Origin of the sequence: Citrobacter sp. Marseille-Q3906, from assembly GCF_916618775.1 — a bacterium.
Taxonomy (GTDB): domain Bacteria; phylum Pseudomonadota; class Gammaproteobacteria; order Enterobacterales; family Enterobacteriaceae; genus Citrobacter; species Citrobacter murliniae.
The window spans coordinates 364,297-377,616 of sequence record NZ_CAKAKA010000003.1 but is presented as its reverse complement, the minus strand read 5'-3'; the positions used below and the strand labels follow the sequence as shown (position 1 = coordinate 377,616).

Annotated in this window: 10 protein-coding genes; 7 read left to right on the top strand and 3 right to left on the bottom strand. The window is 52.1% G+C overall.

Annotated features, from left to right (window positions below; genetic code table 11):
- Positions 1–375: 375 nt before the first annotated feature.
- The 4 genes from feoA (at position 376) to LG384_RS19075 (ending at position 4,340) form a co-directional block, all read left to right on the top strand.
- Positions 376–603: a ferrous iron transporter A gene (gene feoA, locus LG384_RS19090; RefSeq protein WP_045448450.1), complete on the top strand. Its 228-nt coding sequence runs from the start codon at positions 376–378 to the stop codon at positions 601–603.
- Between the two features lie 18 nt (positions 604–621).
- Positions 622–2,940, top strand: coding sequence for a Fe(2+) transporter permease subunit FeoB (gene feoB / locus LG384_RS19085; RefSeq protein WP_045448452.1), 2,319 nt, complete (start codon positions 622–624; stop codon positions 2,938–2,940).
- Between the two features lie 11 nt (positions 2,941–2,951).
- Complete coding sequence (feoC, locus tag LG384_RS19080) at positions 2,952–3,188, top strand: [Fe-S]-dependent transcriptional repressor FeoC (protein WP_045448454.1); 237 nt, start codon at positions 2,952–2,954, stop codon at positions 3,186–3,188.
- Positions 3,189–3,413: 225 nt separating this feature from the next.
- Positions 3,414–4,340, top strand: a complete 927-nt coding sequence (locus tag LG384_RS19075) for an Rpn family recombination-promoting nuclease/putative transposase (RefSeq protein ID WP_225761387.1) — start codon at positions 3,414–3,416, stop codon at positions 4,338–4,340.
- Positions 4,341–4,383: 43 nt separating this feature from the next.
- On the opposite strand, the gene bioH is transcribed toward LG384_RS19075, so the two are convergent.
- Positions 4,384–5,154 (bottom strand): pimeloyl-ACP methyl ester esterase BioH, encoded by a 771-nt coding sequence (bioH, locus tag LG384_RS19070; RefSeq protein ID WP_225761386.1) that lies wholly within the window; start codon positions 5,152–5,154, stop codon positions 4,384–4,386.
- Positions 5,155–5,215: 61 nt separating this feature from the next.
- Between bioH and gntX the strand changes: the two genes are divergently transcribed.
- The 3 genes from gntX (at position 5,216) to gntT (ending at position 8,166) form a co-directional block, all read left to right on the top strand.
- Complete coding sequence (gene gntX / locus LG384_RS19065) at positions 5,216–5,899, top strand: DNA utilization protein GntX (RefSeq protein ID WP_200013166.1); 684 nt, start codon at positions 5,216–5,218, stop codon at positions 5,897–5,899.
- Positions 5,900–5,957: 58 nt separating this feature from the next.
- Entirely contained in the window at positions 5,958–6,533 is a 576-nt protein-coding gene (gene nfuA / locus LG384_RS19060; protein ID WP_045448462.1) for a Fe-S biogenesis protein NfuA, read from the top strand.
- Between the two features lie 316 nt (positions 6,534–6,849).
- Entirely contained in the window at positions 6,850–8,166 is a 1,317-nt protein-coding gene (gene gntT, locus LG384_RS19055; RefSeq protein ID WP_045448464.1) for a gluconate transporter, read from the top strand.
- A 76-nt stretch (positions 8,167–8,242) separates the two neighbouring features.
- Here gntT and malQ read toward each other — a convergent pair whose 3' ends face one another.
- Together malQ and malP are read right to left on the bottom strand one after the other, a co-directional pair.
- A complete protein-coding gene (gene malQ / locus LG384_RS19050; protein ID WP_045448466.1) occupies positions 8,243–10,330 on the bottom strand; it encodes a 4-alpha-glucanotransferase in 2,088 nt (695 codons plus the stop codon).
- A 9-nt stretch (positions 10,331–10,339) separates the two neighbouring features.
- Positions 10,340–12,733, bottom strand: a complete 2,394-nt coding sequence (gene malP, locus LG384_RS19045) for a maltodextrin phosphorylase (protein ID WP_200013165.1) — start codon at positions 12,731–12,733, stop codon at positions 10,340–10,342.
- Positions 12,734–13,320 lie beyond the last annotated feature (587 nt).

Genomic DNA, 13,320 nt, shown 5'->3' with positions numbered 1-13,320 from the left:
CCGGCTATATCACTTCGATTAACAATTAAATAATACAAATTGAAGCGGTTATTTAATTAGCCAAGGACTAACCGCACAATTAATTTTCACATCGTTAACAGATGAAACCTTAATTAAACATTAAAAAATCAATAATTGCCGAATTAAATTAACGGTCTCAAACCAGATTAAATGTTGAGGCATATCAAAATTGACTCAAATTATTATCCAATTCTACATTCCGTCACACTTATTCTATTGATGATAAAAACCATTCTCATTATCATTGCATTGTTGATTATTTACTCTTTCCTCCGTTAGCTAATCATCTGGTCTCATGCCGCCCTGCAGCCCCATGAGGTAATCATCCAGTTAGCGAGATATAAGTAGGTCCCTATGCAATTCACTCCAGACACTGCGTGGAAAATTACCGGTTTTTCTCGTGAAATCAGTCCGGCGTACCGTCAGAAGTTATTGTCACTCGGCATGCTACCAGGCTCATCATTCAACGTGGTACGTGTCGCACCTTTGGGTGATCCTATCCACATTGAAACTCGCCGCGTAAGTCTGGTATTGCGTAAAAAAGATCTGGCGTTATTAGAAGTGGAAGCGGTTTCCTGTTAATACAGTGAGTCAATAAAAATGAAAAAACTAACCATTGGTTTAATTGGTAATCCTAATTCCGGCAAGACAACTTTATTCAATCAGCTCACCGGCGCGCGTCAGCGTGTAGGCAACTGGGCTGGAGTCACCGTTGAGCGTAAAGAAGGTCATTTTGCGACGACGGACCATCAGGTCACGCTGGTGGACTTACCAGGTACGTATTCACTGACAACGATCTCATCCCAGACCTCCCTCGATGAGCAAATTGCCTGTCACTATATTTTAAGCGGCGACGCCGACTTGCTTATCAACGTCGTCGATGCCTCAAACCTTGAGCGCAACCTCTACCTGACGCTGCAACTGCTTGAACTGGGTATCCCCTGTATCGTCGCGCTTAACATGCTGGACATTGCTGAGAAGCAGCAAATCCGTATTGATATCGATGCGCTTTCCGCCCGTCTTGGCTGCCCAGTGGTTCCACTGGTTTCTACGCGTGGACGTGGGATTGAAGCGCTGAAGCTGGCGATCGATCGCTATAAAGAGAACGACGCCGTCGAGTTGGTCCATTATGCTCAGCCACTGCTACGTGAAGCAGATTCTCTGGCTGACGCAATGACCGAAGAGATGCCGCTACAACAACGTCGCTGGCTTGGCCTGCAAATGCTGGAAGGCGATATCTACAGCCGCGCCTACGCGGGCGATGCTGCGCAAAATCTGGATGGTGCAATTGCCCGTCTGAGTGAAACTATGGACGATCCCGCGCTGCACATTGCCGATGCGCGATACCAGTGCATTGCCGCGATCTGCGATACCGTCAGCAACACGCTGACCGCCGAGCCAAGCCGCTTCACCACCGCTGTCGATAAAATCGTCCTCAACCGCTTCCTCGGTCTGCCAATATTCCTGTTCGTGATGTACCTGATGTTCCTGCTCGCCATTAACATCGGTGGCGCGCTGCAGCCGTTATTTGACGTCGGTTCAGTGGCACTCTTTATCCATGGTATTCAATGGATTGGTTACACGCTGCACTTCCCGGACTGGCTGACCATCTTCCTGGCGCAGGGTCTTGGCGGCGGGATTAACACCGTTCTGCCACTGGTCCCTCAAATCGGTATGATGTACCTGTTCCTCTCCTTCCTCGAAGACTCCGGCTACATGGCGCGAGCCGCGTTTGTAATGGACCGTCTGATGCAGGCGCTGGGGCTACCGGGTAAATCGTTTGTCCCGCTGATTGTTGGTTTCGGCTGTAACGTACCGTCGGTGATGGGCGCACGTACACTGGATGCGCCGCGTGAACGTCTGATGACCATCATGATGGCACCGTTTATGTCCTGCGGAGCACGTCTGGCGATTTTCGCTGTGTTTGCAGCGGCATTCTTTGGTCAGAACGGTGCGCTGGCGGTCTTCTCGCTATATGTGTTAGGTATCGTCATGGCAGTGCTGACTGGCCTGATGCTCAAGCACACCATCATGCGTGGCGAAGCAACGCCGTTCGTGATGGAACTGCCGGTTTATCACGTCCCGCATATTAAAAGCCTGATCATCCAGACCTGGCAGCGCCTGAAAGGCTTCGTCCTCCGTGCCGGTAAAGTCATTATCATTGTCAGTATTTTCCTTAGCGCGTTTAACAGTTTCTCCCTGAGCGGGAAAATCGTCGATAACATCAACGACTCAGCCCTTGCTTCCGTCAGCCGCGTTATTACCCCGGTCTTTAAACCGATTGGCGTACACGAAGATAACTGGCAGGCCACCGTGGGTCTGTTCACCGGTGCGATGGCCAAAGAAGTGGTTGTCGGTACACTGAATACGCTCTATACCGCTGAAAATATTCAGGAAGAAGAGTTCAACCCGGCAGATTTCCACCTCGGTGATGAGTTAGTCGGCGCACTGGATGAAACCTGGCAAAGCCTGAAAGATACCTTCAGCCTGAGCGTCCTGGCTAACCCTATCGAAGCCAGTAAAGGTGACGGTGAGATGGCAACTGGCGCCATGGGCGTGATGGGCGAAAAATTTGGCAGCGCCGCAGCCGCTTACAGCTACCTGATTTTCGTACTGCTGTATGTTCCGTGCATTTCAGTTATGGGGGCTATCGCGCGTGAATCCAGCCGTGGCTGGATGGGCTTCTCCGTTCTGTGGGGCCTGAATATCGCCTACTCACTGTCGACGCTGTTCTATCAGGCAGTCAGCTACAGTCAGCACCCGACCTATAGTCTGGTCTGCATTTTAGCCGTCATCCTGTTTAACATCGTATTGCTGGGTCTGCTACGCCGCGCCCGTAGCCGTGTGGATATTGCGCTGCTGGCAACCAACAAAACGGTAAGCTCGTGCTGTGCCAGCACGACTGGCGATTGCCACTGAGGTTGTGGATCATGGCATCGCTTATACAGGTTCGTGATTTACTGGCTCTGCGGGGACGTATGGAGGCTAAGCAAATTAGCCACACGCTGCATACCCCGCAGCCAATGATTGACGCCATGCTGAATCAGTTAGAGAAAATGGGCAAAGCGAAGCGAATTCAGGAAGATGCCGAGGGGTGTCTTTCCGGAAGCTGCAAAAGCTGCCCGGAAGGCAAAGCCTGCCTGCGCGAATGGTGGGCTTTGCGTTAAACGTAATGCTATTTGCCGGATGACGCTACGTTTGTCCGGCCTACAAACGGCACCTAATATCCATGCCGTCCGAGATTTTGCGAAACGAATTCCATAAGAGTGTCACTCTTTCAGCAAAACAGATTTATCCTCCAACCCTCTGCACATCGTTAACATTACGGGGATGCTTCCCTTTTCTACGGCAAGTAGAGTCTCATCATCTTGTTCTTCAGGTGACGGACCGCCATGAATACTGACGCTACAGCTACGCCGCATGACGCAATTTTCAAGACTTTTATGGGCCATCCAGCTACCGCTCGCGACTTTCTTCAACTTCATCTTCCAGACTCTTTACGTATTCTTTGTGACCTAAAGACACTGAAACTGGAACCGGGCAGTTTTATTGAGGACGATTTGCGTGCGCACTATTGCGATGTGTTGTGGTCACTAAAAACTCGTGAAGGCGATGGCTACATCTACACGGTTATTGAACATCAGAGCGCCGCGGATGCACATATGGCGTTTCGTCTTATGCGTTATGCTATTGCAGTCATGCAGCGACATCTGGATGCGGGCCACAAAAAGCTGCCACTGGTGATCCCCATGCTTTTTTATCACGGCACCGTCAGCCCATATCCCTACTCCTTGTGCTGGCTGGATAAATTTGACGATCCGGAGACAGCCAGACAACTTTATGCGAACACTTTTCCATTAATAGATATCACGGTAATGGCTGATGACGAGATCATGCAGCATCGCCGTATAGCACTACTGGAGCTGATTCAAAAACATATCCGGAAACGAGATTTGATGGGATTAGTGGAAAAACTGGTCGTCCTGCTTGTTAAAGGAAACGCTAATGACAACCAGTTGAAAGCCCTGTTTAATTACATGATTCAGGCTGGCGACACAGCGCATTTCAAAGAATTTATGGACGAAGTAACCGGACGCCTACCTCAACACAAGGAGAGACTGATGACTATCGCAGAGAGATTACGCCAGGAAGGGCATATGAATGGGTTACAGGAAGGGTTACAGGAGGGCTTACAACAAGGTAAACGAGACGAAGCACGACGCATTGCTGCCACCATGTTAGCCGACGGTATCGACAGACTGACCATTCTCAGAATCACTGGCCTTTCTGCTGAGGAGTTGATGGCAAAAAGGCATTAATGTCGGCCCGGTAAGCATCGCGTCACCGGGCAAGTCAAAGGCGCTATAACCGCTGTTTCAACGCCATCAGCTCGGCACAGAACTCACCAGGATGCGAGATAAACGGCGCATGTGCCGCTTTGGCAAACACCAGAGATTCGCTCTCCGGCCACAGTGCATCCAGCATCGGTACAACTTTGCGCGGTACCAGCCCATCAAGATATCCGTACAACCGCAGGAACGGCATGCGCAATGCGCAGAGAGATTCACGCAGATCAACCGTTTTCAGGATCTCCAGCCCACCATTCAGTACCGCCACTTCCGGCATCGGTAATGCCAGCACCGTTTTCTTCAAAGTTCGCGCGTCCTGACGTGCGGTTTCCGTTCCCATCGTTTGTAGCGCCAGAAAACGCTCTACCGTACGCTGGAAGTCTTCGCTAAGCTGTTGCTGGAATCCCGCCAGCACGTCCGGCTTAATACCCGGCCACTCATCACGAGCGCTAAAACATGGCGAAGAAGCCACAGTAACCAGCGCCTGAATACGAGCAGGATGGGTCAACGCTACCTGACTTGCTACCAGCCCGCCCAGGCTCCAGCCCAGCCAGATGGCTTTCTCTGGTGCCTGTTGTAAAACACGTTCCGCCATCTCCTCCAGTGGCATCGCGCCGAAACCCTGACTACGGCCAAATCCCGGTAAGTCGACAAGATGTAGCGTGAAATGCGAACTCAGTTCCTCACTTATGCAATGCCATACTTCCGCATTCAATCCCCATCCGTGCAGCAGCACAAGATGGCAATTTCCCGAACCTCGGGTCTGCCACCAGATGTCATTCATCAGTTACTGTTCTCTTTTTTGGAGCCTAGCCCTGTAGGCATACATTGTTAAGGATAAACCTATGCTAACAGTACCGGGATTGTGCTGGCTATGCCGAATGCCACTGACGCTGGGACATTGGGGAATTTGTTCCGTTTGTACACGGGCGACACGCCGTCATATCAATTTGTGCCCCCAGTGCGGGATGCCAGCCGCCCACACCGCCATTCCCTGCGGCCGGTGTCTGCAAAAACCGCCGCCGTGGCAGCGGTTGGTTACGGTCAATGACTATGTTCCACCGCTGAGTAACCTTATCCACCAACTGAAATTTTCGCGCCGTAGCGAGATTGCCACTGCACTTTCACGCCTGCTGCTACTGGACGTGTTGCAGGCTCGCCGTACCAGCGGGCTTCCTCTGCCGGACAGGATCGTCAGCGTCCCACTCTGGCAACGCCGACACTGGCGAAGAGGGTTTAACCAGAGCGATTTATTGTGCCGTCCTTTGGCGCACTGGCTGGGTTGTGACTGGGACAGTCAGGCAATAACACGGGTTCGGGCGACCGCCACGCAGCATCATCTCAGCGCCCGATTACGCAAACGCAACCTGAAAAATGCTTTTCGCCTTGAATTGCCGGTACAGGGACTCCATATGGTTGTTGTGGATGATGTCGTCACTACCGGAAGTACCGTCGCGGAAATCGCGCAACTGCTTTTGCGCAACGGCGCGGCGACTGTCCAGGTATGGTGCCTGTGTCGAACCTTGTAGAGCCTCGATGATGGGCGTATTATAACCAAGTAAAATAGTCAACTATTAGGCCATTACTATGATCCATATTTCCGATGCTGCACAAGCGCACTTTGCCAAACTGCTGGCAAATCAGGAAGAAGGGACACAAATCCGCGTATTTGTGATTAATCCCGGCACGCCTAACGCTGAATGCGGCGTTTCTTATTGTCCACCGGACGCCGTGGAAGCAACCGACACCGCCATCAAATTTTCCCTGCTGACCGCATATGTTGATGAACTGAGTGCACCCTATCTGGAAGATGCTGAAATCGATTTCGTTACCGATCAGTTAGGCTCCCAGCTGACCCTGAAAGCGCCTAATGCGAAAATGCGTAAAGTATCCGATGATGCGCCGCTGATGGAACGCGTTGAATACATGCTGCAGTCGCAGATCAACCCGCAACTGGCTGGCCACGGTGGACGCGTCACTCTGATGGAGATCACCGATGAAGGCTACGCTATTCTGCAGTTTGGTGGCGGCTGTAACGGCTGTTCAATGGTAGATGTCACGCTGAAAGAAGGCATCGAGAAACAGCTGCTGGGGGAATTCCCTGAACTGAAAGGCGTTCGCGATTTGACCGAACACCAGCGCGGCGAGCACTCTTACTACTAAGTCCCCATCTGTATTCGCCCGGTGACGCGCAGCGATCCGGGCCTACGTTCTTCTGCTACCATCTTGCAATTACCCCACCATAATTTGACCTGCCTCTCATAATTTAAATTTTGCTGTCCCAGGTGATTTTCAACCACCATATGTTACCCGTATCATTCTTATGGGCACCTAACTACTCCATAATAGCCAGCTGAACTGATTAGTTTTGAAGGCAATCAGCATTGGTGCTGTAAATACTCTGTTCCCGGTCGGGACAATCAGAATTTGTCATCTAAACACTGACGTTACCCATAACAAAGTAAAGGCCAGGTAAATCATGCCATTAGTCATCGTTGCTATCGGTGTAATCTTGTTACTCCTCCTGATGATCCGTTTCAAAATGAACGGTTTCATCGCTCTCGTCCTGGTGGCGCTTGCTGTCGGATTGATGCAAGGGATGCCACTGGATAAAGTCATCGGTTCTATTAAAGCCGGCGTCGGCGGAACCCTTGGCAGCCTTGCCCTGATTATGGGTTTTGGCGCCATGCTGGGTAAAATGCTGGCAGACTGCGGTGGTGCGCAACGTATTGCGACCACACTGATTGCTAAATTCGGTAAAAAGCACATTCAGTGGGCGGTAGTATTAACCGGCTTCACCGTGGGCTTTGCACTGTTCTACGAAGTTGGCTTCGTACTGATGCTGCCGCTGGTATTCACCATTGCCGCCGCCGCGAATATCCCGCTGCTGTACGTTGGTGTTCCGATGGCCGCTGCGCTGTCTGTAACCCACGGTTTCTTACCACCGCACCCGGGCCCGACCGCTATTGCGACCATTTTCCACGCAGATATGGGCAAAACGCTGCTGTTTGGTACGATTCTGGCTATCCCGACCGTTATTCTCGCCGGTCCGGTTTATGCACGTTTCCTGAAAGGTATTGATAAGCCGATCCCGGAAGGTCTGTACAGCGCCAAAACCTTCACTGAAGAAGAGATGCCTGGCTTTGGCGTCAGCGTTTGGACCTCTCTTGTTCCGGTGGTATTGATGGCGATGCGTGCTATCGCAGAGATGATCCTGCCGAAAGGACATGCCTTCCTGCCAGTTGCGGAATTCCTCGGCGACCCGGTCATGGCTACGCTTATTGCGGTGTTGATTGCGATGTTCACATTTGGTCTGAACCGTGGACGTTCGATGGATCAGATTAACGACACGCTGGTTTCCTCAATCAAAATCATCGCCATGATGCTGCTGATTATCGGTGGTGGCGGTGCCTTCAAACAGGTTCTGGTTGATAGCGGCGTCGACAAATACATCGCCTCGATGATGCATGAAACCAACGTATCTCCGCTGCTGATGGCATGGTCCATTGCCGCCGTACTGCGTATCGCGCTGGGTTCTGCCACCGTTGCGGCAATCACCGCAGGTGGGATTGTGGCACCGCTGATTGCGACCACCGGCGTTAGCCCAGAACTGATGGTTATCGCGGTAGGTTCGGGTTCCGTGATTTTCTCCCACGTGAACGATCCGGGCTTCTGGCTGTTCAAGGAATACTTCAACCTGACCATCGGCGAAACGATCAAGTCATGGTCAATGCTGGAAACCATTATTTCGGTATGCGGCCTGGTAGGGTGCCTGCTGTTAAATATGGCAATCTGATGTAAAAAAGCCGGGTTCGCTAATGCTTACCCGGCCAACATAAATATAAAGAACCCGCCATCTGGCGGGTTCTTTTTTACCTCTTCCTGGCGGCTGCTTTTCGCCGTTTATCTAAATCCTTAATCAGCTTGTTCACCTCATCATCAGCAAACATCTTCTCAAGCGTAGTGGAGAGCTTACGTCGCCAGTTTTTATACTGATAGCTGGTCCCAGGGATGTTGACCGGCTCAGCCATATCAAGCCAGTCTTCTGGCTGCAGCCCCAGCAGGGCGCTGTTACTGTCGGCAATGTAGCGTTGCATCCCACGATTGAGGATCGGCGTCATCGACATCAGCGACGCCTTGTGCCCGGCTCGTTTCGGCAGACAGCCATATTTATGCAGCGCATCCAGCAGGCCCTGCTTCGCCAGCTCCCTGTCCTGATACAAGCCGCGCAGTACGACCTCATCCGGGTACAGCCCCAGCGTTTTACCCAGCGTCAAATCACCGCTGTCCCAATAACCTTTAAGCGTTGGAAGGTCATGCGTCGCCGCGACTGCCATTGATTGTTCCGGGTACGCTTGCGGCGCACGGAAATTCTTCTCATGGTCATTCTCAAAATAGAGCACTTTGTATGAATACACGCCGCTGTCGCGCAGCTTGCTGACAATTTCAACCGGGACAGTACCCAGGTCTTCGCCAATCACCATGCAGTGATGACGTTTACTTTCCAGCGCCAGAATAGAGAGCAGGTCGTCTACCGGATAATGCACATACGCACCGTGATCTGCTGTCTCACCGTAAGGGATCCACCACAAGCGCAGCATCGACATGACATGATCAATGCGCAGCGCACCACAGTTCTGCATATTGGCGCGCAGCAGTTCAATAAATGGCTCGTAAGCGCGCGCCGTGATGATGTGCGGATCCATCGGCGGCAGCCCCCAGTTTTGGCCGAGCGGGCCGAGGATATCCGGCGGTGCGCCAACGGAAGCTTTCAGGCAATACAGCTCACGGTCACACCAGGTTTCCGCTCCGCCTTCTGCGACGCCGACCGCCAGGTCGCGGTACAGACCGATTGGCATATCAAAGCCCTGGCTGGTTTCCCAGCAGGCGGCAAACTGGGTATATGCCAGCCACTGTAACCAGAGGTAGAAATCCACTTCATCACGATACTCTTCGCAGAACTGCTTCACCTGCGGTGAGTCCACCGACTGGAACCCCTCCGGCCATACTGGCCAACCCCAGCGCAATTCATCTTCTTTCACCTGATGCGCATGCAGCGCGTCAAACGCCGCCTGCCAGTACAGGCTATCGCCCTCCTGAGTCACAAAACGACGGAATGCCGCCATCTGTTCATCATCACGGGCAGAGAAACCTTTCCACGCCATGCGCAGCGCCGTCATCTTCAACGCGGTCACGGTGGAGTAATCAACCCACTCAGCATCCCGCGCACGTTGCAGAATTTGCTGAGTAGATGGCATCTGCCACCAGTCCTGCGCCTCTTTACTCAGACGGAAATCGTCTACCGCATTCACATCAATATAAATAACGTTCAGCCAGCGGCGTGAAGACGGGCTGTACGGGCTGGCACTCTCCGGATTTGCCGGATACAGCGCATGAATCGGGTTCAGACCGATAAACGCCCCGCCACGTTTTGCTACGTCTGCCAGCATGGCGCGGAGATCACCAAAGTCGCCAATCCCCCAGTTGTTCTCTGAACGCAGAGTGTAAAGTTGCACGCATGCGCCCCACAGCTTTTTCCCGGCCAGCAAAGCCGGCGGCTCATAGCAGCGTTTAGGGGCGACGATAATACGACAATGGGTACGCAATTCTCCCTGTGTCAGGGTGAGCGCGTGATACCCCTCCGGCAACTTCGCCGGAAGGTGAAAAGATTTACCGCCGAAGACATGACCTTTGTGCTGCACGCCATCTTCGGTGGTGAGCAGCCAGCTAAACTCACCGTTACCCTCCACCGCCAGCGGCATTTTTTTCCCCACTGTGTAAACCATGACGTTTGGCACCGGTGTTACCGCCACTTTCGTGGCGGAGGTAGTGCGATGCATGGCATCAAGCAAACGCCGCTTGGTTTCGGCGCCAATAGACTGCGGTTTACCGTGGGCATTGATGTAATTGGGGCTGATCCCCGCCGCCAGTGCGGCATTATCCAGACGTTTGCTTTCCATCGCGATTCCTTAGCGTTTCGCCTGCCAGATACGAGCCTGATAATCGCGGATGGAGCGATCCGAACTGAACATACCGCAGCGAGCAGTATTCAGAATGGCAGCCCGGGTCCAGGCATCCTGGTCACGGTACAATACGTCGACCTGCTTCTGCGCCTCAACGTAAGCTGTGAAATCTGCCATTACCAGATACGGATCGCCGCCCTGCTTACCGATACTGTGCAGCATCTGGTCGAAGGCATGCTTATCGCCATCGCTGTATTTGCCGCTTTCCAGCTCTTTGAGTACCGCATCCAACACTTTGTCTTTCTTGCGCCATTTCACCGGATCATAGCCTTTCGCTTTAAGCCGCTGAACCTCTTCCACAGTGTGACCAAAGATAAAGATGTTCTCGTCTCCCACTTTCTCTGCGATTTCGACGTTCGCACCGTCCAGCGTACCGACCGTTAACGCCCCGTTCAGCGCCAGTTTCATGTTACCGGTACCGGAAGCCTCTTTCCCAGCAGTCGAGATCTGCTCTGAGATATCCGCCGCCGGAATCAACATTTCCGCCGCCGAGACACAATAATCAGGCAGGAACACAACTTTCAGCTTGTCACCGACTTTCGGGTCGTTATTGATGGTTTCTGCCACCTTGTTAATGGCGAAGATAATATTTTTTGCCAGGTAGTAACCTGGTGCCGCTTTCGCGCCAAACAGGAATACGCGCGGTACGCGATCCGCCTGTGGGTTTTCACGGATTTCTTTGTACAACGCCAGAATATGCAGCAGGTTCAGGTGCTGACGTTTGTACTCATGCAGGCGTTTGATCTGAATATCAAATATCGCGTTGGTTGTAATCTCAATACCGGTACGCGCTTTGATAAACTTCACCAGCCGCTCTTTGTTCGCCAGCTTGATATCGCGATACTGCTGACGGAACGTCGCATCGTCAGCGTATTTTTCCAGATTGATCAACTGATCGAGATCGTTCGCCCACTCTTTCTTCAGCGATTTATCCAGTAAGGCAGCAAGCGCCGGGTTGCACTGTTTGATCCAGCGACGCGGCGTAATCCCGTTGGTGACGTTATGGAATTTATTCGGCCACAGCTGGTGGTATTCCGGGAACAGGTCTTTCACGACCAGGGAGGAGTGCAGCGCTGCCACACCATTGACCGCAAAGCCGCTGACCACGCACATGTTCGCCATGCGCACCTGTTTATTGTGAACTACCGCCAGCTTCGCCCAGACGGCGGCATCGCCCGGCCAGGTTTTATCGACCAGCTTCTTAAATCTGTCGTTTATCTCTTTGATAATCTGCATATGACGCGGCAGCAGTGCTTTCACCAGCTTCTCATCCCAGCACTCCAGCGCCTCCGGCATCAACGTGTGGTTGGTGTAGGCAAAGGTCTTACTGGTAATCGCCCATGCGTCGTCCCAGCTCATCTGGTGCTCATCAATCAGCACGCGCAGCAGTTCTGGAATGGCGATGGTCGGGTGGGTATCGTTCAGTTGAATGACTTCATAATCAGCCAGTTCATGCAATTTACGTCCCGCCAGATGATGACGGCGCAGAATATCAGCAACGGAGCAGGCACACTGGAAATATTGCTGCATCAGGCGCAGTTTTTTACCTGCCGTATGGTTGTCGTTCGGGTACAGCACTTTAGTCAGTTTTTCGGCGTCAATACCCTGCTGCTCTGCGCGCAGGAAATCGCCGTCGTTAAATTTAGTCAGGTTAAACGGATGTGCATGGCTGGCCTGCCACAGACGTAGCGGTTGCGCCACGCCGTTACGGTAGCCCAGTACCGGCAGATCCCAGGCCTGTCCGGTGATGGTAAACCCAGGCTCCCAGAGCCCCTCTTTGCTAACTTTACCGCCAATACCGACCTGTACATCCAGCGCCTCATTATGGCGGAACCACGGATAGCTTGCGCGATGCCAGTCATCCGGGGCTTCCATCTGCTGACCGTCGGCAAAAGATTGACGGAACAGACCGTACTGGTAGTTCAGGCCATAGCCCGTAGCGGACTGGCCAACTGTCGCCATCGAATCGAGGAAACATGCCGCCAGACGCCCCAGGCCGCCGTTACCCAACGCCGGATCGATTTCTTCTTCCAGCAGGTCGGTCAGATTGATGTCATGCGCTTTCAGCTCATCGCTCACGCCCTGATACCAGCCCAGGTTAAGCAAGTTATTGCCCGTCAGACGACCAATCAAAAACTCCATTGATATGTAGTTAACATGACGCTGATTTTTTGCCGGTTTCGCCGCAGGTTGGGCGCTGAGCAACTCAGCTAAAGCTCCGCTCACCGCCTGCCACCACTGGCGTGACGTCATTTCTGAAGCCGACAATAAACCGAAGCGCTGCCACTGACGCGTCAGTGCAGCCTGAAAGTGATCTTTGTTGAAGGTAGGCTGTGACATAGAGATTCCAGATCCTTAGGTAATAAACAACGTTATCGCTAGTTTGCCAGGCTCGTTGTTGACCTTCCTCATCCTGGCGAGGATTAGGCAGGGAGGAGGAGTGGGGATGAGCATAAAAATGTGATCGCGGCCACTTAAAGGGGATGTGATGGCTCGTACAGATACAGAATACCCGTACATCATCCCCGAAATGCACCACACATTTCGCATTAGCCTGTTGGGCCAGGCTCTTAACCAGACAATACCAAACAGGGAGATGATGTTGAGAAAAAATATGTAAACAGAGAAATAATTTCCAGTCTGAAATACATATAATAATTAAGATATTTCACGCGAAAGTTATATGCCGATCGCAAAATTTGCCGATTTCATTAAACACCCCGGTAGGCGCACGCATAGTAAGATATTTTTCAATACGGTAAAAATAACGTTGGATCCAGTCGCCACGCCTGTTGCGGCTCTTTGAGATAATTATTGCAATAGATGTATAAAATTGTGACATAGTGCAAAATCAGACACACAAAAAGTCCACTTAGCTTGCATAAAATGACTTTCTGGCCGACCTTATAACCATTAATTACGAAGCG

Coding starts and splice junctions, on each gene's coding strand:
- feoA (WP_045448450.1), top strand. CDS start 376: ATGCAATTCACTCCAGACACTGCGTGGAAAATTACCGGTTTTTCTCGT.
- feoB (WP_045448452.1), top strand. CDS start 622: ATGAAAAAACTAACCATTGGTTTAATTGGTAATCCTAATTCCGGCAAG.
- feoC (WP_045448454.1), top strand. CDS start 2,952: ATGGCATCGCTTATACAGGTTCGTGATTTACTGGCTCTGCGGGGACGT.
- LG384_RS19075 (WP_225761387.1), top strand. CDS start 3,414: ATGAATACTGACGCTACAGCTACGCCGCATGACGCAATTTTCAAGACT.
- bioH (WP_225761386.1), bottom strand. CDS start 5,154: ATGAATGACATCTGGTGGCAGACCCGAGGTTCGGGAAATTGCCATCTT.
- gntX (WP_200013166.1), top strand. CDS start 5,216: ATGCTAACAGTACCGGGATTGTGCTGGCTATGCCGAATGCCACTGACG.
- nfuA (WP_045448462.1), top strand. CDS start 5,958: ATGATCCATATTTCCGATGCTGCACAAGCGCACTTTGCCAAACTGCTG.
- gntT (WP_045448464.1), top strand. CDS start 6,850: ATGCCATTAGTCATCGTTGCTATCGGTGTAATCTTGTTACTCCTCCTG.
- malQ (WP_045448466.1), bottom strand. CDS start 10,330: ATGGAAAGCAAACGTCTGGATAATGCCGCACTGGCGGCGGGGATCAGC.
- malP (WP_200013165.1), bottom strand. CDS start 12,733: ATGTCACAGCCTACCTTCAACAAAGATCACTTTCAGGCTGCACTGACG.